We start from the raw sequence: 24,468 nt of genomic DNA, 5'->3' as shown, positions 1-24,468 counted from the left end.
TTTACTTTTGAAAATTTTTCTGATAAAATAATAAAAATATTTAAGGAGGTTTCTATGAAAAAATTACAAACAGGCGACCACATCCGTGTCCTTAGTCCCTCAGCTTCTATTGCACATATAGGTGGATTTGAGGCCAATCTCGCCGCCAAAGAAACCTTGGAAAATCTTGGATTCTCCCTATCCTTTTCTGAGCACTACTTTGAAAATGACCTATTTGACTCTGCTAGCATTGAAAGTCGTGTCGAAGACCTACACCAGGCCTTTGAGGATGAATCTGTAGACGCTATTTTGGCAACCATTGGGGGATTTAACTCCAACGAAATCTTACCCTATCTGGACTATCAACTCATCGCTCAAAAGCCAAAGATTATCTGTGGCTATTCGGATACAACTGCTGTCCTCAATGCTATTTTTGCCAAAACAGGCATGCAGACTTACATGGGGCCATCTTACTCAAGTTTCAAAATGAAAGACGGTCAAACATACCAAAGTCAAAGTTGGCTAAGTGCAGTTACGCAAGATTCCTATGATTTGACTCCAAGTATGGAATGGTCTAGCGATCCTTGGTACGATCCAAGCCAACCTCGCCACTTCTTCCCAACTGACTGGAAAGTGTATAATTCTGGGCAAGCTCGCGGAACAGCTATTGGAGGAAATCTCTCTACTTTCGCCCTCCTACATGGTACTGAATTCTCTCCGAAGCCCGAAAAGTACATCTTATTTCTTGAAGAAGCTGAAGAAGATCACTATACCGAATTTACAAGACATTTTGCTGCGCTCTTGCAAAACTATCCTAATCCCCAAGCCATCCTCATCGGGCGCTTTCCAAAAGAATGCCAAATGACAGAAGAAATTCTCCTTGCCATTCTCGACAAGCATCCCCTTCTCAAAACCATTCCTGTTCTTTATGATTTAGACTTTGCCCATACTCAGCCGCTTTTCACCATCACAATCGGTGGACAGGTAACTGTTGATACGGACAACCTTGCTATCCATTTTGAGACAAACTAAAAAACGCGATTGCTCGCGTTTTTTTATGATTTCAACTGACACGGTCGTGTCCGTTTGTCACTAGTCGATTTACGAAGTCCTTGCGGTAAAACCTCTTTTGACTCCAGCAACAGGATAGAATGAAAGTTTTGCAATTGCTCGTCACATTCTTCACACCAATAAAGGTCTTCTGGATCCCAGAAAGCTGTCATCATTCCTTGTTTTGATTTCTTTTGAGGAAATTCTTCCGACAAATAAACCCATTCTTGCTGGTAGTAACGAAGCGCTTCATCGTAGCGCTCAAACTGCTTACAACTAATAATATCTTCTTCCCAACCATCAAAAAACCACCAGGGTTCACAGTCGCCATACATTTTCACAACACTATACATATCACTCATACTTCCTTTGTATGGCTTATTATAGCCTATTTTGGGCAAAAAATGAAAAATTCGGCTCGGGAAAAATTTCACAAGAAAAACCTGTGACAAAAGTCACAGGCTCTTTTACTTTTATAGCTTTAACAGTTTGACGCAGTGGTTGACTGAATGCTCTCATCCCTTGCTATGCAAGCAATTTCGAATAATTGAAGCTAGTTTCACTAGCTATATTTATAACCACCAATGGTCTCCCAGACCTTTGGTGCTAGTCAACTGTTCGGAGGGAGGCCGACAAAATCGATTTCTGCGAAATCATGATTTTTGTCCCACTCTCTATCTTTATTCAGTTACAGCTTCTTCTGCTACTTCTTCAGCTTCAATGATTTCAACTTCATTGATGGCTTGTGGTTCAAGGTTACGGTAACGAGCCATACCAGTACCAGCTGGGATGATCTTACCGATGATAACATTTTCCTTAAGACCAAGGAGGTTATCACGTTTACCACGGATAGCAGCATCTGTCAAGACACGAGTTGTTTCTTGGAAGGATGCAGCTGACAGGAATGAATTTGTTTCAAGGGAAGCTTTTGTGATACCCATGAGAACTGGACGAGCTGTGGCAGGAATACCACCAGCGATAACCACTTCGGCATTGGCGTCTGTAAAGTCAGTGATGTCCATAAGGGTACCCATGAGTAATTCAGTATCACCTGGATCCATGACACGAACTTTACGAAGCATTTGGCGAACCATTACCTCGATGTGTTTGTCGCCGATTTCTACCCCTTGGCTACGGTAAACTTTTTGAACTTCAGAAAGAAGATAAGTTTCTACAGACAATACGTCACGTACTTCAAGCAAGCGTTTTGGTTGGATTGAACCTTCGGTAAGGGCTGCACCACGGGCAACTTGGTCACCCACTTCAACCTTCATACGGGCTGTAAATGGTACCACATATTCGCCTTCGCCAGTTTGACCTTTGACAAATACTTTCTTAGTACGAGTTGAAGCATCTTCTTCAATAGCAGTAACTTCACCCTTGACTTCAGTAATAACGGCTTCCCCTTTAGGATTGCGCGCTTCAAAGATTTCTTGGACACGAGGAAGACCTTGCGTGATATCGCTGTTTGAGGCTACACCACCCGTGTGGAAGGTGCGCATTGTAAGCTGAGTACCAGGCTCACCGATAGATTGGGCAGCGATTGTACCAACTGCTTCACCAACTTCAACCGCATCACCTGTTGCCAAGTTGATACCATAACAGTGACGGCAGACACCGTGACGAGTATTACATGTAAATACGCTACGGATTGTCACTTGTTCTACACCAGCATTAACGATTTGACGGGCAATATCTTCTGTGATCAATTCGTTAGCACCAATGATCAACTCACCAGTTTCTGGATGTTTAACGGATTTCTTAGTGTAACGACCTTGAAGACGTTCTTCAAGCGGTTCGATCATTTCTTTACCGTCAGTAATTGAACGGATATCCAAACCACGGTCAGTTCCACAGTCATCTTCACGGATAATGACATCTTGAGCAACGTCAACCAAACGACGTGTCAAGTAACCTGAGTCGGCTGTCTTAAGGGCCGTATCGGTCATACCTTTACGGGCACCGTGTGTTGAGAAGAACATTTCCAAAACGCTCAAACCTTCACGGAAGTTTGACAAGATAGGCAATTCCATAATACGTCCGTTAGGCGCTGACATCAGACCACGCATACCGGCCAACTGGGAGAAGTTGGAAATGTTACCACGGGCACCAGAGTCCATCATCATAACGATTGGGTTCTTCGGATCTTGTTTTTCAACCAGGCGTTTTTCCAATTTTTCCTTAGCTGAACGCCATTCATCTGTAACAGCTGCATAACGCTCATCGTCAGTAATCATACCACGACGGAATTGTTTCTTGATTTGTTCTACACGTTCGTGAGATTCTTCAATGATTTCAGCCTTGTTGTCGATGACCGGAATATCGGCAATACCCACTGTCAAACCAGCAAGAGTTGAATGATAGTAACCAAGGTCTTTCAAGCGGTCAAGAAGGGCTGAAGTTTCAGTTGTACGGAAGCGTTTGAAGATTTCTGCAATGATATTTCCAAGATTTTTCTTCTTGAATGGTGGGTTAATCTCAAGTTCAGCAATTGCTGCTTTGATGTCGCTACCTGGTGTCAAGAAGTACTTATCTGGTGTACCTTCTGTCAAGTTGGCATTATTTGGTTCTTGCAAGTATGGCAATCCTTCAGGCATAATCGCGTTGAACAAGATTTTTCCGACAGTTGTCATCATGACCTTGTGTTTTTGGTTGTCTTTCCAAGGCTTATCGAGGCTATCTGTTGCAATACCAACACGGGTATGCAAGTGAACATAGCCATTGCGGTAAGCCATAACAGCCTCATCCGCATCCTTGAAGACCATACCTTCACCTTCACGACCAGCATCTTCCATGGTCAAGTAGTAGTTACCCAAAACCATATCCTGAGATGGTGTTACGACTGGTTTACCATCTTTAGGGTTAAGGATGTGTTCTGCCGCAAGCATAAGGATACGTGCTTCTGCTTGTGCTTCTTCTGACAATGGAACGTGAATCGCCATCTGGTCACCGTCAAAGTCGGCGTTGTAGGCTTCACAGACAAGCGGGTGCAAACGAAGGGCTTTACCGTCGATCAGAACTGGCTCAAAAGCCTGGATACCCAAACGGTGAAGGGTAGGTGCGCGGTTCAAAAGAACTGGGTGTTCTTTGATCACTTCTTCCAAGATATCCCAGATACGATCATCCCCACGTTCAATCAAACGTTTTGCAGCTTTTACGTTACCAGCAATATCACGGGCAACAATTTCACGCATGACAAACGGTTTGAAGAGCTCGATAGCCATTTCGCGTGGCACACCACATTGGTACATTTTAAGCGTTGGACCAACTGCGATAACGGAACGTCCTGAGAAGTCAACACGCTTACCAAGCAAGTTTTGACGGAAACGTCCTTGCTTACCTTTAAGCATGTGGCTGAGTGATTTGAGCGGACGGCTACCTGGTCCTGTAATTGGACGACCACGGCGACCGTTGTCAATCAAAGCATCTACAGCTTCTTGGAGCATCCGTTTTTCGTTTTGTACAATGATTCCTGGAGCGTTAAGTTCCAAGAGACGAGCCAAACGGTTGTTACGGTTGATAACACGACGGTAGAGTTCGTTCAAGTCAGAAGCGGCAAAACGGCCACCATCCAATTGAACCATTGGACGAAGATCTGGTGGAATGACTGGCAAGATGTTGAGAATCATCCATTCAGGTTTGTTTCCAGATTTTTGAAAAGCATCCAGAACGTCCAAACGACGAACTGCCTTAATTCGTTTTTGACCAGTTGCAGTCTTCAATTCTTCTTTAAGGGCTGCAATTTCAGTTGGAAGATCTACTTGTTTCAAGAGATCTTGGATAGCTTCTGCACCCATTTTTGCGACAAATGAACCTGAACCGTATTCGCGCAAGCGCTCACGGTATTCACGTTCTGTCATGATAGATTTGTGCTCAAGTGGAGTTTCTTTTGGATCGATGACCACATAGGCTGCGAAGTAGATGACTTCTTCAAGCGCACGTGGGCTCATATCCAAGGTCAGACCCATACGTGATGGGATCCCTTTAAAGTACCAGATATGTGAAATTGGGGCTTTCAACTCGATGTGTCCCATACGTTCACGACGAACTTTGGCACGAGTTACTTCAACACCACAGCGGTCACAGACGATTCCTTTATAACGGATACGTTTGTACTTACCACAAGCACATTCCCAGTCTTTTGTTGGACCAAAGATGACTTCATCAAAGAGTCCATCACGCTCAGGTTTGAGCGTACGATAGTTGATTGTTTCAGGTTTTTTAACTTCACCGTAAGACCATGAACGGACCTTACTTGGAGAAGCTAACGTGATTTGCATACTTTTAAATCGATTTACGTCAACCACTATTTATCCCTTTCTGTTTGTTTCAAGTCGAGCATACGACTTTGCAAAGTAAGCTTAGGGGAGAAACTCCCCGACCTACTTTTACTCTTCTGATTGCGCAAATGCTGCTGCTGCGTCTGCCGCAACTTTAGCACGCGCTTTTTCAAGATCATCTACATGGATGATATCATCATCTTCACCTTCATCAAGGTCACGCAATTCAACTTCATTATCATCTTCATCAAGGACACGCATATCAAGACCAAGTGATTGCAATTCTTTAACAAGAACGCGGAATGATTCTGGAACACCTGGTTTTGGAATTGGTTTACCTTTAGTGATAGCTTCATAGGCTTTCAAACGACCAGTTACGTCATCTGACTTATAGGTCAAGATTTCTTGAAGAACGTTTGAAGCACCATAAGCTTCAAGGGCCCATACCTCCATCTCACCGAAACGTTGTCCACCGAATTGTGCTTTACCACCAAGCGGTTGTTGGGTAACGAGTGAGTATGGTCCAACTGAACGTGCGTGAAGTTTATCGTCAACCATGTGGTGGAGTTTGATCATGTACATGACACCAACTGACACACGGTTATCGAATGGCTCACCAGTACGTCCATCGTAAAGAATAGTCTTGGCGTCTGAGTCCATACCAGCTTCTTTAACAGTTGACCAGAGGTCTTCAGAGCTTGCTCCATCGAAAACTGGAGTTGCAATGTGGATACCCAAGTTACGAGCAGCCATACCCAAGTGCAATTCCATAACCTGACCGATATTCATACGTGACGGCACCCCGAGAGGGTTCAACATGATATCGACAGGAGTTCCGTCTGGCAAGTATGGCATATCTTCAACAGGAACAATACGTGAAACGACACCCTTGTTACCGTGACGACCGGCCATTTTATCTCCGACCTTGATTTTACGTTTTTGAGCGATGTAAACACGGACAAGCATGTTGACACCTGATTGCAATTCATCACCGTTGGCACGAGTAAAGATTTTCACGTCACGAACGACACCGTCGGCACCGTGAGGTACACGAAGTGATGTATCACGAACTTCACGAGATTTATCTCCGAAGATAGCGTGGAGGAGCCGTTCTTCAGCTGACAAGTCTTTTTCACCCTTAGGTGTGACTTTACCAACAAGAATGTCGCCCTCTTTAACTTCGGCACCAATACGGATAATCCCCATTTCGTCCAAGTTGCGAAGAGCATCTTCACCAACGTTTGGAATTTCGCGAGTGATTTCTTCAGGGCCTAACTTGGTATCGCGTGTTTCTGATTCGTATTCTTCCAAGTGAACAGATGTATAGACATCATCTTTCACAAGGCGTTCAGACATGATAACCGCATCCTCGAAGTTGTAACCTTCCCAAGTCATGTAGGCAACGATTGGGTTTTGTCCAAGCGCCATTTCTCCATTTTCCATAGAAGGTCCATCAGCGATGAAATCACCTTTTTCAACGATATCGCCAACTTTAACGAGTGTACGTTGGTTGTAAGCAGTACCTGAGTTTGAACGACGGAATTTTGAAACGTGATAAACGTCTAAAGAACCATCTTCACGGCGAACTTCAACCTTGTCAGCATCTGAGTAAGTAACCTTACCATCATGTTGCGCAATGATTGCCGCACCAGAGTCATGGGCAGCTTGGTATTCCATACCAGTACCAACGTAAGGTGCTTTTGGATCAATCAATGGAACAGCCTGACGTTGCATGTTGGCACCCATGAGGGCACGGTTGGAGTCATCGTTTTCCAAGAAAGGAATACACGCTGTCGCAACGGCAACTACCTGTTTAGGAGAAACGTCCATAAAGTCGGCAGAAGCAGCTGGGAATTCTTGGTTATTACCTTGATGACGACCCATTACGATCTCGTCAACAAAGCGATTGTTTTCATCAAGTGGTGAAGTAGATTGGGCTACGATGTAAGCATCTTCTTCATCCGCAGTCAACCAAACAATTTCATTTGTAACAGTACCAGTTGCACGGTCAATTTTACGGTAAGGTGTTTGGATGAAACCGTACTTGTTGAGGTGACCATAAGATGACAAGTTATTGATCAAACCGATGTTTGGTCCCTCAGGTGTTTCAATCGGACACATACGACCATAGTGGGTGTAGTGAACGTCTCGAACCTCATAACCAGCACGGTCACGAGTCAAACCGCCAGGTCCCAAGGCTGACAAACGGCGTTTGTGAGATAACTCAGAAAGTGGGTTGTGTTGGTCCATGAACTGTGATAACTGAGATGAACCAAAGAATTCTTTTATTGCGGCTGTAACAGGACGGATATTGATGATTTGTTGTGGAGTTAAGACTTCATTGTCTTGCACGCTCATACGCTCACGCAAGTTACGCTCCATGCGAGTCAAACCGATACGAACTTGGTTAGCAAGCAATTCACCGACAGCACGAATACGACGGTTACCCAAGTGGTCAATATCATCTACGCGACCCAAACCTTCAGCAAGGTTGAGGAAGTAAGACATCTCAGCCAAGATATCCGCTGGAGTCACTGTACGAACATTTTCAGCTGGATTTGCATTCCCGATAACTGTTACAACACGGTCTGGATCAGTTGGCGCAACAATCTTGAATTTTTGCAAGAGAACTGGCTCAACTACCACCGCTGCATCGTTTGGAATGTACTCAACTTGGTTGAGCTCATCAAATTGATTTTCGATTGATTCCAAAACATCACGGTTCAAGACTGTTCCAGCTTCAAGAACAATTTCACCTGTTTCGCTATTAATCACATGTTCAGCCAAAGTTTGGTTGAGCAGGCGTGTGCGAAGGTTGAGTTTCTTATTGATTTTGTAACGACCAACAGGCGCCAAGTCATAACGACGTGGGTCAAAGAAACGAGCTGTCAAGAGGCTACGTGAGCTTTCAGCTGTTTTGGGTTCACCTGGACGAAGGCGTTCGTAAATTTCTTTCAAAGCTTCATCAGTACGTGAATCCGCTGGGTTTTTGTGGATATCTTTCTCAATCGTGTTGCGAACCAATTCGCTGTCACCGAAGATATCAAAGATTTCATCATCACCTGAGAAACCAAGTGCACGCACCAAAGTCGTAAATGGAATTTTACGTGTGCGGTCGATACGAGTATAGGCGATATCTTTTGAGTCAGTTTCCAATTCCAACCAAGCACCACGATTAGGGATAACCGTTGAACCATAACCAACTTTACCGTTTTTATCCACTTTATCGTTGAAGTAGACACCTGGTGAACGAACCAACTGAGATACGATGATACGCTCTGCACCATTGATGATAAAGGTACCCATTTCTGTCATGATCGGGAATTCGCCAAAGAAGACTTCTTGGGTTTTAATTTCACCGGTTTCTTTGTTGACCAAGCGGAAGGTTACGAAAATAGGCGCTGAGTAGTTTGCGTCGTGCGCACGCGCTTCTTCCAAAGTATACTTAGGATTTTTCAACTCATAACCAACAAATTCTAACTCCATGGTGTCTGTAAAGTTTGACACAGGAAGCACATCTTCAAAAACTTCTTTCAAACCACTGTCCAAGAAATCTTTGAATGAATCTGTTTGGATTTCAATCAAATTTGGTAAATCAAGAACTTCCTTGATTCTTGAAAAACTACGACGGGTACGATGTTTCCCGTATTGAACGTCATGTCCTGCCAAGTTAATTCTCCTCTATTTTTCTATTGATTTTTTTGCAAAATCAAACACATTTGCCTTTTGTTAGAATTTTTAGAATCTTTAAGAATACATTACAATTCCTAAAAATCCATCAAATAGACACAAAAAGAGCAGCTAAATCTTCCTTTTTGAAAAGTATGATTTAACTGCTGCAAGCCTTGTATGGACAATATTTCACACAAGACACACGACAAATTATTTCTCTACATTATAGCATAATACTGTGTATAGTTCAAGTTTAATTGCTTCCTTGCGAACTACTTGGAGTCGTTGAGCTGGAAGGTTTTGCTGTCGAAGATGAACTCTTCGTTGTAGATGTTTTATTATTATTATTAGATGAACCAAACAAGCTACTCCAAGCACGAGCCTTGTCGCTATCCGTACCACCAATCATAAAGTGATAGCTTGTAACAGGCGCACCATTTTTTGCCCAAAAGCTCGTGGTTGCTGCACCTGAAACTGTTATAGAACGCCCATTGACCTGAGCTGTTCCAGGTCTTTGTCCTGTTGAAGCTAAAACAGATGACGCGATAACAGAATCATCTAAACTAAAGGCAGTTGAAAACCACTCTGGCTTAGCTTGCGCTAAAGCATTCACCAAATAGGCGGAGTATTGGGCGTTATTATTGTAACCAGTCAAATAATGCATTTCAGTGTTATCATCGTGACCCGCCCAGGTTCCCAAGGTGATGGACGGAGTGGATAGCATGAGCCAAACATCAGCTGTGTCATTACTTGTACCTGTTTTTCCTGCCAGAACTCCGCTAGCAGCTAGTCCAGGATTGAGTGCTGACAAACGACTTGGGAAGGTCGTTGTTTCACCAGAATTCAACACACCTTTCAGCAAGTGCATCATAATACTTGATGTTGCCTTTGAGTAAACTTGGACTGGTTTTGCTTGATGTTGGTAAACTACCGTTCCGTCTGCTGCAGTAATTGACTCGACAATGTACTTTTCTTGATAAACACCACCATTTGCCAACGTCTGATAGGCATTCGTGTTTTCAGCAACAGTTGTCTCAATGCCACCACCGAGAGGCAGACTTTCGATATCATACATCGAAATATCGTAGTGCATCTTATCCATATAGGATTTGACATCTACACCGTTATTTTGCAAGAGTTTATAAGTCCAAAAGGCTGGAATATTAGCAGAAGCATTGAGCGCACTTTGTAGATTCATCATACCAGTACCACTGCTATTCCCATGCATGATTTGAGTACCATCTGCAAAGGTTGTCGGGTAGTTTGATAGAACACTAGCAGAGCCCATCAGCCCCTGATCAATCGCTATACCATAAGCTAAGAATGGTTTGACCGTAGACCCTGGTGAACGCTGGGTAGACAGGGCATGGTTGTTTTGGTTACTAGCGTAATCTCGGCCGCCGATAAAGCCAAGAATAGCTCCTGTGCTATTGTCCAGCAGAACACTACCTGTATCCACATAACCATTATTGGCATCTAGTTCGTAACCATAATTGGCCACCACACTCTGCATGGTCTTGTAGATACCCTTATCAACCGTACTCTTAATGGTATAACCACCTTGGCTGAGCTCTTGTTCTGCCAAGTCCTTATAGGCTACAATCGTTTCATCATTTTTCAGGTCATTTTCCGACACCTTATCTCGTTTAATGAGATACTCATACATCGCTTTCTTAGCTTCAGCCATGACTGCGTAGTAAAGGTAATCTTTGTTATCCCCTGTCACTGGTGCTGGAGCAATAAAGTCTTTCTTTACATCGTAGTTCTTATAGGTGTCATAATCTTTTTGATTCAATTTTCCAGTCCGATACATATTGTAAAGGACATCTTTTTGCCGCGCTAGACCATAACTCATGTTTTCGTCAGATTTGAAGGTCCCATTGGCAGAATAAGGAGAATAGACAATCGGACTTTGTGGTAAACCTGCGATAAATGCCGCTTGAGGAACCGTCAAATCACTAGCAGATTTGCCAAAAATCCCTTGTGCTGCTTCTTCAACACCTGCAATGTTCAGTCCTTGGTTATTGCGACCAAAAGGCGACACATTGAGATAAGTCGTCAAAATATCTGCCTTGCTCATCGTCCGTTCCAAAGCTAGGGCAGAAATAATCTCATTCGCCTTCCGACTAAAGGTCGGTGCGTCACCTACCAATTGTTGCTTGATAAGCTGCTGGGTCAATGTCGAACCACCACTAGATGAACCCAGTCCCGCAGAGCCCAAAGCTGCACGCAAAACGGCCCTAGGTACTACACCATTGTGACTTTCAAAGGTCGCATCCTCTGTCGCAATCACCGCATCCTTGATATTTTGAGAAATCTTATCCGTTGTAACGGGTGTCCGAAGAAGGTCTGATGTCACTTCTGAGATGAGACTATTGTCTGCATAAACCACCTTAGAAATACTGCTAATATTGGTGACTCGAGCCACTAACTCTTCTTTGTCTGGCACGGTCACTTGGTCAAACAAATTAGCAACAAAACCAACTCCAATTCCGGCACCAAACAAGCCCAGCAATCCAAATAAGACAACTAAAAAATTCACCGTCAACTTCAAACTACGGAGAATAATACCACAAATATCTCCTGGGGTTAACTTGTCAACTTCTTCTGTCTGTTTTTCTTCTTTTTTATCTTGTTTCTTTACCATAAAAACCTCATACTATCCCTATTTTATCATATTTTCTTGCATTTGACGAAAATTTCCTATTTGATATAATATAGAGATAGAATATTATTTAGAAACTGTAGGTGTATTTATGAACATTTTTGACGAACTCAAAGAACGTGGCCTCGTCTTTCAGACAACGGACGAAGAAGCGCTCCGCAAAGCGCTTGAGGAGGGTTCTGTTTCTTATTATACTGGTTATGACCCTACAGCCGATAGCCTTCACCTTGGTCACTTGGTGGCTATCTTAACTTCTCGTCGCTTGCAATTAGCAGGCCACAAACCTTACGCCCTTGTCGGTGGTGCTACTGGCCTTATCGGTGACCCATCATTTAAAGATGCTGAGCGCAGCCTTCAAACCAAAGATACTGTTGATGGTTGGGTGACGAAAATCCAAGGACAGCTCTCGCGCTTCTTAGATTTTGAAAATGGCGACAACAAAGCCGTCATGGTTAACAACTACGACTGGTTTGGTAGTGTCAGCTTCATCGACTTCCTCCGTGATATTGGTAAATACTTCACTGTCAACTACATGATGAGCAAAGAATCCGTTAAAAAACGCATTGAAACAGGAATTTCATACACTGAGTTTGCTTACCAAATCATGCAAGGTTATGACTTCTACGAACTCAATGACAAACACAATGTAACCCTTCAAATCGGTGGTTCAGACCAATGGGGTAACATGACAGCTGGTACAGAATTGCTTCGCCGTAAAGCTGATAAGACTGGCCACGTTATGACGGTGCCACTTATCACTGACTCGACTGGTAAAAAATTCGGGAAATCTGAAGGAAACGCTGTTTGGCTTGATGCTGACAAAACATCACCATACGAAATGTACCAATTCTGGCTCAATGTTATGGATGCCGATGCTATCCGCTTCTTGAAAATATTCACCTTCCTCACTTTAGACGAAATCGAAGACATCCGTGTTCAATTTGAAGCTGCGCCACATGAACGTTTGGCACAAAAAACATTGGCACGCGAAGTCGTTACCCTTGTTCATGGTGAAGAAGCCTACAAAGAAGCTGTCAACATCACTGAACAACTCTTTGCAGGTAACATCAAAGGCCTTTCCGTTAAAGAACTCAAACAAGGTCTTCGTGGTGTGCCAAACTACGACGTCAAGGCTGACGATAACCTTAACATCGTTGAAATCCTAGTCACTGCTGGCGTTGTCAATTCAAAACGTCAAGCCCGTGAAGACGTTCAAAACGGTGCCATCTACATCAATGGTGACCGCATCCAAGACCTAGACTACACCCTTTCAGACCAAGACAAATTGGAAAACGAACTCACTGTTATCCGTCGCGGTAAGAAAAAATACTTTGTATTGACTTACTAATCCAACTCCAAACGAGCTTCGGCTCGTTTTTTCATAAGGAGGAGCTATGGAAAATTGTATCTTTTGCAACTATATCACCCCTGACCAGATTATTCATGAAACCCAATCCTTCAAGGTCGTTTTTGACATTAACCCTATCCAAACAGGGCACTTGCTCATCATCTCAAAAGAACACTACGAAAGCATAACCGAACTACCTAAGACTTCCTTGCACGAATTGATTGAACTCCAAGTACAGATGATTGCTAAGTTAGAAAAACACTTGCCGATCGCTGGGGTAACCAGCGCCAGCAATGACAAAGAACTCATGGAGGAGGGTACACACTTCCACCTGCACCTTATTCCCCGCAAGAAAAACGACGGTTTCTGGGATAATCTAGAATCGAACCCAGAAGACTGGGATTTGGCGAATTTTCTCAAGACATTATAAAAAGCGAGTTCCCTCGCTTTTTAATTTACTTCCTTCACCTCATAAATGGTATCCTCGAGTGCTAGCTGATAATCTGAACAGCTGTACTCTTGAGTAGTCTCTACCACCACTTGCTTGGCTTCCAATTCTACTTGGACACTCTCGACTCCCACCAAAGCTGACAAGTGTTCCATTACATGCTTAGCACAATTTTGGCAAGACATATTTTCAATCATAAGTGTTTGTTTCATGTTTCCTCTTTTCTAGTGGTGATATCCACAAGTACATTGACCAGATAGGCAATGACATATTAAATTTTCTGGTGCTGTTGACCATTCCTGCTCTACTACCTGCTGCAAATGAGCCAAATCTAACTTGGAAAACTGTCCCTGCGCCAACAAAGCTTCAACTAGACGAATATTTTTTGTCGAGCACACATTTTCCAATAATAACTGAATCTGTCCTCGTAAATACTCTTCTTCTGTTACAAGAGGTTGATATTGATAAGCAGTTCCGACTTTGACCATTTCTAGATAACCTTTTTTGCGCAAACGTCCCAAAAGCGTCTTAATAGTCGCCGCCTGCCAGTCAAAACCTTCTTGGAGTGCAGAGATGATAAATTGCGAGCTTGATCCCGGATGAGCCCAGACAACTCGCATCGCCTGCCATTCTGCAGCAGACATGACTTGTTCTACCATAGAAACCTCCTTACCACATTAAGTTTACATTTGTAATCTATTTTTGTCAAGAATGGCTCGCTCCTTCTACAATCTTTATTCCTTCTTATACAGATTTTAGGCATAGGAAAATGGACATTGTTCCATGCACAACTTTGTGATACTGTGGAAAAAAACAGAAAAGAGAAAGAAAAATGATAAATTTTGAAAATCTGACTGTCAGTCCCCCTCAACTAGTTTTTGAAGGTGGACAACAAGAGAAGAAAAGTTCTCACGGTGTATTTAGCTATCGGATTCCCGCTCTTCTCTTAACACAGTCTGGAAATCTATTGGCTGCAGCTGACCAACGAATGGAGCATCACTTTGATTGGGGGGATATCCGAACTGTTATTAGACGAAGTCAGGACAAGGGGACAACTTGGAGCCCGATTACGACTGTGGTTGATTTGGTAGACAATCCAAATCCTGCTACAGACGAAGAAAAAGCAGCCTTTACTATTGATACCGCCCTCCTCCAAGACCCTAGTAGCCAACGTATTTTTGCCTTATATGATATGTATCCTGAAGGACGTGGCATTTTCGGTATGGCAGAGCAGTTTGAAGTAGCCCACACTCGCATCGGAGAAAAACACTATCTCAACCTCTATTGCAATGAAAAAGCCCAAGTCTATACTATCAGAGAAAATGGACAAGTCTTTAGTCCAGAAAATGAACCAACGGACTTTTTTGTCACCATAGAATCCACCCAGGCTCCCTACTCAGACTTAGGAAATCTCTATCAAGAAGGAAAATATTTGGGTAATATCTTCCACACTAGCAATCAAACTGCCCCTTTCCGTGTTGCCAAAACCAGTTATATCTGGTTATCCCATAGTGATGATGACGGCCAAACTTGGTCCTGTCCCCGTGACATCACAGCCCAACTCCGTACTCCACAAATGAAATTCCTAGGTGTTTCTCCTGGAGCAGGTCTCGTCCTAAAATACGGACCATACGCTGGGCGCTTCATCATTCCAGCTTATACCACTAACTTTGTTTCTCACCTCACAGGATCCCAAAGCTCCCGCGTCATCTATTCCGACGATGCTGGACAAACCTGGCAAATAGGACAAGCTGTTAACGATCATCGTAAGCTTTCAACAGAAGAAATCATTCATTCTGAAACGATGGATAATGAACTAGCTCAAAATACTGAGTCCGTAGCTGTTCAACTAAAAAATGGAGACATTAAACTCTTCATGCGCAATCTCAATGGCCACCTGCAAGTTGCAACCAGTAACGATGGCGGTGCAAGCTGGGAAAATACCATTCAGGAATATCCTAACATCACCGATGTCTATGTCCAACTATCTGCTCTACAAATTGAAGAAAGCAACGAAGAATACATCCTCCTCGCTAATGCAGAGGGGCCTGGACGTACCAATGGGAACCTTCGTATTGCTAAAGTCGAAAAAAATGGTGACCTCACTTGGCTCCCTTCCCACCTTATCCAAGAAGGTGAATTTGCCTACAATTCCCTTCAACAACTTTCCGCCAACGAATTCATACTGCTCTACGAACACCGCTCAGAAGAGCAAAATCCATTCTCTATCTACGCACGAAAACTCACATTCTCATCCTAAACCATATTAAAAAGCAGAGGCAAAAACCTCTGCTTTTATTGGTCTGATTCAATCATTTGATCAATCAACTGACGATTCGGTTGAGTCACCTGATGTAGAAACAAGACCAGCAACCCAAAAGTAAGAAAAAGATAGAGTCCCTTGTATTGCCACGTTAACGCTAAAACCCCAAAGAGCGCCAACATGGTCAAGAGAAATTGCTTGAAACTAAGAAAGACACTGATAAAAGAGAGCTTTATATTCTCCCAAAGTGGAATGTCATACTCAGCGTTGTAGAAAATCAAGTACACATACATCATGAAGTCAATCACAATTGCAAGCATAATGAGGAAGGAAACCATCCAAAAGAGTAAATTTGGGAATTGAATAGACCAATAGAGATTAAAAACAAGGAAAACAGCAATGAAACTGAAGAGCCAGAAACGAAGGTTAGCCTTCACAAAAGAGGACTTCCATACTGAAAAAGCTCTTTTAATCGAATAATTCTTCTCATAACTTTTTGTTTCTAAAAAGAGAGTGACGATTGTTTCCCAAGCTGGACCAATCCCAAATACAACTCCCCCTAATATTGTCAACAAATGAAAGAGAAAGGTCAATTGCATCAATTTCCAAGTGATGTAAAATAATTTTTCCACCCCTGTCGTATTTCCATCTACCATTTGTTCTCCTTCCATAAAGAGGGCTATACACTAGCCCTCTCACTATCTTAAATCTTTTTTAGCTTTTATTTTTTGTTACTTGCAACAAATTTGTCTAATTGTGTTTGCAAGTCAGCTTGTACTTTATCCCAACCAGCATCTTTCAAATCTGACAAGAATTTTGGAAGAGTTTCGTCAGGGTCAACAGTACCAGTGTTCAAGCTTGCTTTGTAACGGTTCATCACATTTGAGATATTTGACAATTCAGTTTTGATGTTGTCAGTGTTTACAGTGAAGCCAAGGATTGGTGATTCAGCTGCTTCTTTGATTGATTGGTCACGTTTTGCAATCATCTCATCAGTGATTGATTCTTGAGTGTAAAGAATCTTGTTGTTACCAGTGTTCCATGCTGACATGTGAGTACCTGGTTTGTAGCCGTCGAGCAATTTGATTTTCTTGTCACCAACTTTTTCCCAGCCTTCGCCTTCAACACCATAAACCAAACCGTTAAGCAATTCTGGGTCACTGTTTAAGAGAGCCAATACTTCAACTGATTTTTCTTTATGTTTAGAAACGCTTGATACAACGAAGTTTGCCATTTGAGCTTGTGAAGTTGTCTTCAAAGCTTTTGTCAATGGACGAGAAACGATTTCTTTACCGGCAGCATTTGTAAGGATAGTATCGCCGTAGTCCATAGGACCTTGTGTTTCTTCACGCATGAACCAAGTATCACCATCAAGTGGGTAACCTTCAGTGTTTGTAGCTGCATCACTTGGGATCAAGCCTTCTTGGTACCATTTATGCATCAAACGCAAGTTTGCTTTGAATGATTCTTCTGCATATGGGTTGATGATCGTTGCTTTTCCAGCATCAACTTTCACTGCAAATGGATTGTTTTTGTTGAGTGGGTAATCATAGTCACCTGAAAGGTTAAATACTTGACCGATTGCAAAGGCTGCAACATTTGGTTCTTTTTCATGGAAAGCTTTCAAGATTGGCTCAGCATCTGCATATGAATTGATACCTGAGATATCCAAGTTGTATTTATCCAAGAATTTTTTGTTGAATGACAACATTTGTTGTGCGTAAACGTTGGCATCTACTGGGAATGCATACAATTTACCATTTACCAAGTTACCTTTAATGTAAGCTGGTTCCATGTTTTCATAAGTTTCCTTAGCATATTTTGGCATCAATTCTGTCAAATCAGCAAAGGCACCTTTTTGAGCATTCACTACATAGCTATGAGCATAAGCAATATCGTAGTTTTCACCTGAAGCGATGATAGTACTCATCTTGTCGCCCCATTCGCCCCAACCGATATATTGCATATCAAGTGTTGCGCCAGTTTTTTCTTTGATTCGTTTGTTGGCAATTTCCATCAATTTATCAAAGTTTTCTGGTTTTTCACCAATTTGGTACATCAACAATTTGATGTCCCCATCTTTTTCAGTTGAAGCAGATTTGCTGCTACCGCATGCAACTAAGCTGGCAGCTGCCAAAGCAGTACCCGCAAAGCATAAAAGTCGTTGCCACTTTTTCATAAGTGAACCTCCTAAGTTTTTTCTTTATTAAGACAAATTAAGTTGCGGTCATTCTGACCGATAAACACTATCCTACTCTTTCACACCGCCAATAGTCAAGCCACCGACAAAGTGTTTTTGGAAGAATGGATAGGTAAGCGCAATTGGCAGAGTCGCAATCACGACAATCGCCATACGAACAGATTCTTTCGGTAAGGAAGCAAGTCCCTCCGACATCTGAGCACTCATCCCTGCATTTTCAGCTAGAGCTTGTAAGTTATTTTGAATCTTCATCAGCAAGAACTGCATTGGAAAGAGAGCATCATTCTGAATATAAAGCAAGGCTTGGAACCAGTCATTCCAGTAGCTCAAAGCCGAGAATAGACTGATGGTTGCAATCCCTGGTACAGCTAGCGGTAAAACGATTTTCATAAAGACCTTGAACTCGCTAGCACCATCAATTCGAGCAGATTCAATAATGCTATCTGGAACTGTTTTTCTAAAGAACGTCCGCATAATCATAATCCCAAATGGCCCTAAAGCCATTGGCAAAATCAAGGCCCAAATTGAATCTTTCAAATGTAAGAGATTGGTTACAACCAAGTAATTAGCTACCATACCTGATGAAAAGAGCATGGTAATTAAAGCGTAAATCGTAAAGAAGCGACGATATGGGAAGTATGGTCGCGAAATCGCGTAGGCATAGGTTGATGTCATCGTTGTATTGATGAAGGTTCCCACTACTGTAATAAAGACCGATACACCGAAAGAGCGAATAATCCGCTGAGCCATAGCTCCTTCAAACACATAATGATAGGCATGTAAGGACATTAGTTTCGGAAAAAAACTATATCCATGCTCCAACAAATAATTTTCATCCGTCAAGGAAATGATAATGACGAAGATAAATGGAATAACACATGAAAGAGCGAAGAGCGCTATCAGAATATTAAAGACAAAGTCTGTTTTTTTATCAAAAGTTCGTACATTAACTTTTTTTACTTTTTTCTTTTTCTCCATTTCTTCCTCCTAGAACAAGGCTCCGTCTGGATCCATCCGTCTTACAATGGCATTGGTAATCAAGAGAATACATGTTCCGACTACTGATTGATACAAACTAGCTGCTGAAGCCATCCCAATATCACCTGTAGCAGTCAAGCTATTGTAGACATAGGTATCCAAAACGTTTGTTACTTCGTATAAAGCACCCGAATTTTTCGGAAGCTGGTAGAAAAGACCAAAATCTGATTTGAAGATGTTCCCGATATTGATAATCAAGAGAACAGACATCATTGGCAAAAGTTGAGGAATGGTAATATTCTTAATCTGTTGCCATTTACTTGCACCATCTACCATGGCGGCTTCATAGTAGGTATCGCTGATTCCCATGATTGACGCATAGTAGATGATACTATTGTAACCAAGTCCCTTCCACACACTCATGAAGAGCAAGATGAACGGCCACCAGAATGGAGTTGAGTACCACATAATCCCTTCGCCACCATTTTGGACAATCAAGCTATTGATCAATCCACGATCAGGATTTAGGAAGGCACCTAGGAAATACTGAATAACTACCCATGATAAGAAATAAGGTAAGAGTGACATGGTGTGGTAAACCTTAACCATCTTCTTGTTCCGCAATTCACTCATGACAATCGCAAATGCAATAGCGAAGAAAACGTTAAAGGCCAAAAATACCAAGTTATAGCCAATTGTATTCCGAGTAATTAACCATGCATCCTTAGAAGCAAATAGATATTTAAAATTATCGAATCCTATCCATCGGCTTTCTTGTAGACTTTGGAAAAATCCACCTGCCGAATAATGAAAATCTTTAAAGGCAACTACGTTAGCCAGAACTGGTATATAGAAGAAAAATATAAACCAAACAAAACCTGGCAACACCATTAGCAAGAGAGCTTTGTAGCGAAACACATTTTGCCAAAAGGATTTTTTCTTCTTCGTGGTCGCTTTCTTCATCTGACAACCTCCTTTTGTCGAACTCGTTTTTATACTCTAATTATAATAAGCGCTTTCATTTTCTATAAGCCACAAAGTATAGATTTCATAAAACAAATTATAGGTGTAAATTTTCTTTTCTTTTTCATACAAAAAATCCACCGCCTCTGCAGTGGATTAATCATCTTAGTGAGCCATCATTTCTTGAGCAATTTCAAAACCTGTTTTGTCACTTGGATAGAAGGTTGGCCAATTTTCCAACTCATTCAAGATTTCTTCTTGACTCGTATTCCCGTAGAAGATATGGAAATGGAAAGCTTTGCTTGGAGCAATACCATGGTCGCTAAATTGAACATATTTGAATTGACCTGGATTTGCATCTGTTGCTTCAAAGAGGAAGCGAACACCACGATTCCCTTTTTTGTAGTTCAACACTTTGTAGCCAGCATACTTGTAGGTATGTTTTTCAGATTTTCCATGAACAACAAACTCCATCGTATTCCCTTTTATATTGATATTGCTAATGTCTGATTTGTAGCCTGTATCATAGTAAGACTTGTATTCTTCGGCAGTCATGTCGCCTTTCAACTTCGCCTTATAATCAAAAATTTGGTCCAAGGTACCATCTTGTAAAAGAGGGTAAACAGATTGCCATTCACCAGCATAATCTGAAAGTTCACGGTCTTTAATATCCGCATCAGCAAAATACCCATTATAAACTGTTTTTGCTGTTTCTGTAACTGTTTCAGGCTGAATTTCAGGACCATCTTGAGTCGTTGTCTTCTCAAGAGACTTCAGATTTTCTTCCATGACAGAAATATAATCTTCACCCTTGTCCATTTGTTCTTCCGTCAAGCTTTCCAAAGGATTCAAGACAGCCGTTTCAGCACCTGTTTCCTTAGCTAACGTTTCAGCAACCTTCTTAGACGCATTTTCTTCAAAATAAATATATTTGATGCCATTGTTTTTAACATATTTACTCAATTCTGCCAAACGAGCAACTGTAGGCTCCGTATCAGCCGCAATTCCTGTAATACCAACTTGTTTCAAACCATAATCCAAAGCAAGATAAGCGAAGGCTGTGTGCTGAGTAACAAATGCTTTTTGTTTCGCCTGTGATAGACTGGCATCATATTTTTTGTCTAAAGCTGTCAATTTTTCAATATAGGCTGTTGCATTTTTTTCAAATTTAGCTTTTTTCTCTGGGAATTGCTCACTTAATTGGTCACGGATAGACTCAACCATCATAATGGCACGCTCAGGTGACAACCAAACATGAGGGTCGTAATCATGATGATGACCTTCGTGTTCGTGGCCTTCTTCCTCATGACCTTCCTCTTCTTCACCACCTGGGAGTAAAACCATCCCCTCCGTAGCCTTAATAGCATTTACTTTCTTAGCATCTAATTTAGAAACCCAGGTTTCCATGTTTTCATTTTGGTAAATAAATGCATCCGCTTCTTGAATCTCTGCTACAGCTTTTGCTGACGGCTCATAGTCATGCGGTTCCGTACCAGCTTCAATTAGCAATTCAACATCTGCTGAGTCTCCAACAACCTGTTTAGTAAATTCATAGACAGGGTAGAAAGTTGTCACAATCTCCAACTCACCTTTTTTATCAGCCGAGTTGCTACAAGCAACTAACGCCAATGCTGACAGGCTCAAGCCTAGCATCGCTAATTTTTTCATCTTTTTCTCCTATTTTTTAAAAAATTTATTCAACACATTTACCAGTAAGAAAATACTAATAAAAATCAAGGTAATACTTGCACTAGCCGGCGTCTCTGCATAATAAGAAGCAAATAAACCAGTCACCATTCCAAAAAAGCCAAGACCCATTCCAATGAAAATAACAGACCTAAAACTCTTACCGATACGCAGGGCAATAGAAGCAGGTAAAACCATAATAGTAGATACCAACAAAGCACCTGCTGCAGGGATCATCAAGGCAATTGCGATACCAGTAATCACATTAAAAGCAATAGACATTGCTCGAACAGGCAACCCATCTACAAATGCTGTATCTTCATCAAAAGTTAAAATATACATTGGACGAAGGAACAGTAAGGTCAACAGAATAACAATAATCGCAATAACAAAGAGAGCTATTACCTGCTCCTGATTGATCGTAACAATAGAACCAAAAAGATATTGTTCCAAACTCACACTACTACGACTACCACCACGATTCATTAAAATTAAGGATACAGCTAAACCAGTTGACATCAAGATAGCCGTTCCTATTTCCATAAAATTCTTATAAACCGTTCGCAAATATTCTAAGAAAACTGCCGCTACAATAACCACTAAAATCGTGGATACTGTCGGCGATACACCCAGAACCAAACCAAAGGCAACCCCCGCCAAAGAGACGTGACTTAAAGTATCGCTCATCAGACTCTGACGCCGCAAAATCAAGAAAACACCCAAAATCGGAGAAAACAGACTCATTGCGACAATTGCCAAAAAAGCACGCTGCATAAAGTCATAATTCAAGATAGACAAATCTAACATTCTTACTCTCCTCTCTCTTCAGTACCATGCACATTGAAACAACGCCATGGAGACTTCTGATCACGAATCAAGTAAATATTCCGATCTGCGTATTTAGTTAATTCCTCTGGATCATGCGTAATCATCAAGACAGATTTTCCATGCTTTTTCGCACTATGATGCATGAGCTCATAAAAGTCATCCTTGGTTCCACTATCCATCCCAGTTGTCGGTTCATCTAAGATAAAAATATCTGGATCTGAAGCAAACATTCGAGCAATGACAGCTCGCTGCTTTTGGCCACCACTCAGTGCACCTAACTGCTTATCACGATGTTCCCACATACCAACTGCATCCAAACTCGCCTTGATATGTTCCTCATCATGCTTTGTCAAACGACGAAACCAACCATTACGAGGATAACGTCCTGATTTCACAAACTCATAAACTGTACTTGGAAAACCAGCATTGAAACTAGCAATTTGCTGTGGCAAATATGCCATGCGCAACTTTTTTCCATCAATACTCTTTTCAGAAATGGTTACCTTGCCTTCCTTAGGCTTCAAAATTCCCAAGGTTGCCTTAATCAAGGTTGTCTTAGCAGCGCCATTTTCCCCTGTCAAAGTTACAAATTCACCACTATCCAAATGATAATCAATATGCTCTAAAACAGGCTCATTATCATAATGGAAGGATAGTCCTTCAACCGTTATATATCTCATCCTACTTACGAATCTTTCCAATTAAATCATTCAAAAAACGACTGATAACCTGCTGCTCATCCTCTGAATAAGCAGAAAGAAGCTCATTGTAAGACTCAATCGTATGATGGTGATGGTGACTATGCTCCGCTGCAATCGGCTTTGCCAAATCTGTAAGCTGGTAATGGATAACCCGAGCATCTTTTTCGTCTCGTACAGCAACTAACATACCTTGAGCAATCAACGATTTAATCGCTTTGGTAATCGCAGCCTGACTCACGTTCAACTGCTTAGCAATTTCCGAATTTGTAAAAGAAGAGTTCTCAATCAACATCAAAATATGCTCCTGAGTATTGGTCAATGTCACATCACTCTGACAATGCCCAACAAGAATTTCCAATTGATTTTCCGAACACAAAACAATTTCACGTAAAGCTTGATCAATCTGATGTGCAACCTGATTCATATGAAGTACCTCATTATTGTAAACTTGTTAATTAACTAGTTAATTATACATTAAAAAAAATATTTTGACAAGAATTATGAAGTATTTCTGTAAACTTTTTGCAAACAATTTTTCACAAAAGATCTAAGTTACTCACACAAATAGCACTCCGTCCAAAAAATTTAGGAATTCCAGCACTATAATTTCTGTAGTGTGTAACCCCACCAAGATCTTATAGGACTTTTTGAATGTATCAAAAAAGTCCCATATTACTTATAATGAAAAGCGATCAAACCATCATTAGAAAGTGCTTATGGAACTACGTAAAAATACCACAGAACTCATCGAATTGAAAGACAGAAATATCAAAATCGAAAAAGCTATCCAGTCTAAGACTCACATCACCATTACGACTAAGCTGGATTATCAAGTACCGCCAAATAGAGAGAAACAACTTGATTCTCTCTAGATGTTAATGATAAGCCACCCACTATAGTTGACAATAAGCCAATATATTCTACTTCAACAATTTGAAAAACAAAAAAGAACCCGAAGGCTCTTCACTAAGCTATACCGGCGGCCGGGGTCGAACCGGCACGTCCTTGCGGACACTGGATTTTGAGTCCAGCGCGTCTGCCAATTCCGCCACGCCGGCTTAGTGCTAACTGGGGTAGCTGGATTCGAACCAACGCATGAGGGAGTCAAAGTCCCTTGCCTTACCGCTTGGCTATACCCCAATAATAAAATAGGCGAGTGATGGGAATCGAACCCACGAATGTCAGAGCCACAATCTGATGTGTTAACCACTTCACCACACCCGCCATATTGTTACACGGGCAGTAGGAATTGAACCCACACTGAAGGTTTTGGAGACCTTAGTTCTACCTTTAAACTATGCCCGTAAAGGTATGGAAGGGGAGGGATTCGAACCCCCGAACCCGAAGGAGCGGATTTACAGTCCGCCGCGTTTAGCCTCTTCGCTACCCTTCCAAAATATAAAGTTT

19 protein-coding genes and 5 tRNA genes are annotated in these 24,468 nt (G+C 41.8%); 5 read left to right on the top strand and 19 right to left on the bottom strand.

Annotation, left to right across the window (positions count from 1 at the left end; translation table 11 throughout):
• The first annotated feature begins 54 nt into the window (after nt 1-54).
• Nucleotides 55-1,011 (top strand): S66 family peptidase, encoded by a 957-nt coding sequence (locus ACHUFA_RS03905; RefSeq protein WP_222347653.1) that lies wholly within the window; start codon nt 55-57, stop codon nt 1,009-1,011.
• 23 nt (nt 1,012-1,034) lie between these two features.
• Here the strand turns inward: ACHUFA_RS03905 and ACHUFA_RS03900 are convergent, their stop codons facing one another.
• The 4 genes from ACHUFA_RS03900 to pbp1b form a co-directional block, all read right to left on the bottom strand.
• A complete protein-coding gene (locus ACHUFA_RS03900) occupies nt 1,035-1,382 on the bottom strand; it encodes a DUF1033 family protein (protein ID WP_222347810.1) in 348 nt (115 codons plus the stop codon).
• 327 nt (nt 1,383-1,709) lie between these two features.
• Entirely contained in the window at nt 1,710-5,336 is a 3,627-nt protein-coding gene (rpoC, locus tag ACHUFA_RS03895; RefSeq protein WP_394404981.1) for a DNA-directed RNA polymerase subunit beta', read from the bottom strand.
• An 81-nt stretch (nt 5,337-5,417) separates the two neighbouring features.
• Nucleotides 5,418-8,978, bottom strand: coding sequence for a DNA-directed RNA polymerase subunit beta (gene rpoB, locus ACHUFA_RS03890; RefSeq protein ID WP_394404980.1), 3,561 nt, complete (start codon nt 8,976-8,978; stop codon nt 5,418-5,420).
• A gap of 256 nt (nt 8,979-9,234) precedes the next feature.
• A complete protein-coding gene (gene pbp1b, locus ACHUFA_RS03885; RefSeq protein WP_394404979.1) occupies nt 9,235-11,628 on the bottom strand; it encodes a penicillin-binding protein PBP1B in 2,394 nt (797 codons plus the stop codon).
• 109 nt (nt 11,629-11,737) lie between these two features.
• On the opposite strand from pbp1b, the gene tyrS reads away from it, so the two are divergent.
• Both tyrS and ACHUFA_RS03875 read left to right on the top strand, forming a co-directional pair.
• Nucleotides 11,738-12,994: a tyrosine--tRNA ligase gene (gene tyrS, locus ACHUFA_RS03880; protein ID WP_222347649.1), complete on the top strand. Its 1,257-nt coding sequence runs from the start codon at nt 11,738-11,740 to the stop codon at nt 12,992-12,994.
• A 46-nt stretch (nt 12,995-13,040) separates the two neighbouring features.
• Nucleotides 13,041-13,424 carry an HIT family protein gene (locus ACHUFA_RS03875; protein ID WP_394404978.1) on the top strand — a complete coding sequence of 128 codons (384 nt, stop codon included), beginning with the start codon at nt 13,041-13,043 and terminating at the stop codon, nt 13,422-13,424.
• Between the two features lie 20 nt (nt 13,425-13,444).
• Here the strand turns inward: ACHUFA_RS03875 and ACHUFA_RS03870 are convergent, their stop codons facing one another.
• On the bottom strand, nt 13,445-13,654 hold the full coding sequence (locus ACHUFA_RS03870) for a heavy-metal-associated domain-containing protein (protein ID WP_222347647.1): 210 nt from the start codon (nt 13,652-13,654) through the stop codon (nt 13,445-13,447).
• A gap of 12 nt (nt 13,655-13,666) precedes the next feature.
• Nucleotides 13,667-14,101, bottom strand: a complete 435-nt coding sequence (locus ACHUFA_RS03865) for a CopY/TcrY family copper transport repressor (RefSeq protein ID WP_394404977.1) — start codon at nt 14,099-14,101, stop codon at nt 13,667-13,669.
• A gap of 173 nt (nt 14,102-14,274) precedes the next feature.
• Here ACHUFA_RS03865 and ACHUFA_RS03860 point away from each other — a divergent pair, with 173 nt between their 5' ends.
• The gene (locus ACHUFA_RS03860) at nt 14,275-15,702 is read left to right on the top strand and encodes a sialidase family protein (protein WP_394404976.1); all 1,428 of its coding nucleotides are present in this window, start codon (nt 14,275-14,277) and stop codon (nt 15,700-15,702) included.
• Nucleotides 15,703-15,737: 35 nt separating this feature from the next.
• Here ACHUFA_RS03860 and ACHUFA_RS03855 read toward each other — a convergent pair whose 3' ends face one another.
• The 8 genes from ACHUFA_RS03855 to ACHUFA_RS03820 all read right to left on the bottom strand — a co-directional run bounded on the left by ACHUFA_RS03855 (nt 15,738) and on the right by ACHUFA_RS03820 (nt 23,485).
• Nucleotides 15,738-16,361 carry a YesL family protein gene (locus ACHUFA_RS03855; RefSeq protein ID WP_394404975.1) on the bottom strand — a complete coding sequence of 208 codons (624 nt, stop codon included), beginning with the start codon at nt 16,359-16,361 and terminating at the stop codon, nt 15,738-15,740.
• A 65-nt stretch (nt 16,362-16,426) separates the two neighbouring features.
• Nucleotides 16,427-17,884, bottom strand: coding sequence for an ABC transporter substrate-binding protein (locus ACHUFA_RS03850; protein ID WP_222347644.1), 1,458 nt, complete (start codon nt 17,882-17,884; stop codon nt 16,427-16,429).
• Nucleotides 17,885-17,956: 72 nt separating this feature from the next.
• Complete coding sequence (locus ACHUFA_RS03845; RefSeq protein WP_222347643.1) at nt 17,957-18,883, bottom strand: carbohydrate ABC transporter permease; 927 nt, start codon at nt 18,881-18,883, stop codon at nt 17,957-17,959.
• 9 nt (nt 18,884-18,892) lie between these two features.
• The gene (locus ACHUFA_RS03840) at nt 18,893-19,846 is read right to left on the bottom strand and encodes an ABC transporter permease (RefSeq protein WP_222347642.1); all 954 of its coding nucleotides are present in this window, start codon (nt 19,844-19,846) and stop codon (nt 18,893-18,895) included.
• Between the two features lie 165 nt (nt 19,847-20,011).
• The gene (locus tag ACHUFA_RS03835; RefSeq protein ID WP_394404974.1) at nt 20,012-21,514 is read right to left on the bottom strand and encodes a zinc ABC transporter substrate-binding protein AdcA; all 1,503 of its coding nucleotides are present in this window, start codon (nt 21,512-21,514) and stop codon (nt 20,012-20,014) included.
• A 9-nt stretch (nt 21,515-21,523) separates the two neighbouring features.
• Entirely contained in the window at nt 21,524-22,339 is an 816-nt protein-coding gene (locus ACHUFA_RS03830; protein ID WP_222347640.1) for a metal ABC transporter permease, read from the bottom strand.
• 2 nt (nt 22,340-22,341) lie between these two features.
• Entirely contained in the window at nt 22,342-23,040 is a 699-nt protein-coding gene (locus tag ACHUFA_RS03825) for a metal ABC transporter ATP-binding protein (RefSeq protein ID WP_394404973.1), read from the bottom strand.
• A 1-nt stretch (nt 23,041) separates the two neighbouring features.
• Entirely contained in the window at nt 23,042-23,485 is a 444-nt protein-coding gene (locus ACHUFA_RS03820) for a zinc-dependent MarR family transcriptional regulator (RefSeq protein ID WP_394404972.1), read from the bottom strand.
• 292 nt (nt 23,486-23,777) lie between these two features.
• On the opposite strand from ACHUFA_RS03820, the gene ACHUFA_RS03815 reads away from it, so the two are divergent.
• Nucleotides 23,778-23,933 carry a hypothetical protein gene (locus tag ACHUFA_RS03815; protein ID WP_428848820.1) on the top strand — a complete coding sequence of 52 codons (156 nt, stop codon included), beginning with the start codon at nt 23,778-23,780 and terminating at the stop codon, nt 23,931-23,933.
• A gap of 102 nt (nt 23,934-24,035) precedes the next feature.
• On the opposite strand, the gene ACHUFA_RS03810 is transcribed toward ACHUFA_RS03815, so the two are convergent.
• The 5 genes from ACHUFA_RS03810 to ACHUFA_RS03790 all read right to left on the bottom strand — a co-directional run bounded on the left by ACHUFA_RS03810 (nt 24,036) and on the right by ACHUFA_RS03790 (nt 24,454).
• A tRNA-Leu gene (locus ACHUFA_RS03810) sits at nt 24,036-24,119 on the bottom strand.
• A 10-nt stretch (nt 24,120-24,129) separates the two neighbouring features.
• A tRNA-Gln gene (locus ACHUFA_RS03805) sits at nt 24,130-24,201 on the bottom strand.
• Nucleotides 24,202-24,212: 11 nt separating this feature from the next.
• Nucleotides 24,213-24,285: transfer RNA gene (locus ACHUFA_RS03800), tRNA-His, on the bottom strand.
• 10 nt (nt 24,286-24,295) lie between these two features.
• Nucleotides 24,296-24,366, bottom strand: a tRNA-Trp gene (locus ACHUFA_RS03795).
• A gap of 7 nt (nt 24,367-24,373) precedes the next feature.
• Nucleotides 24,374-24,454: transfer RNA gene (locus ACHUFA_RS03790), tRNA-Tyr, on the bottom strand.
• Nucleotides 24,455-24,468 lie beyond the last annotated feature (14 nt).

It is taken from the genome of Streptococcus hepaticus (assembly GCF_043656315.1).
GTDB classification, from domain to species: Bacteria; Bacillota; Bacilli; order Lactobacillales; family Streptococcaceae; genus Streptococcus; species Streptococcus hepaticus.
This window is presented reverse-complemented; position numbering and strand designations above follow the sequence as displayed.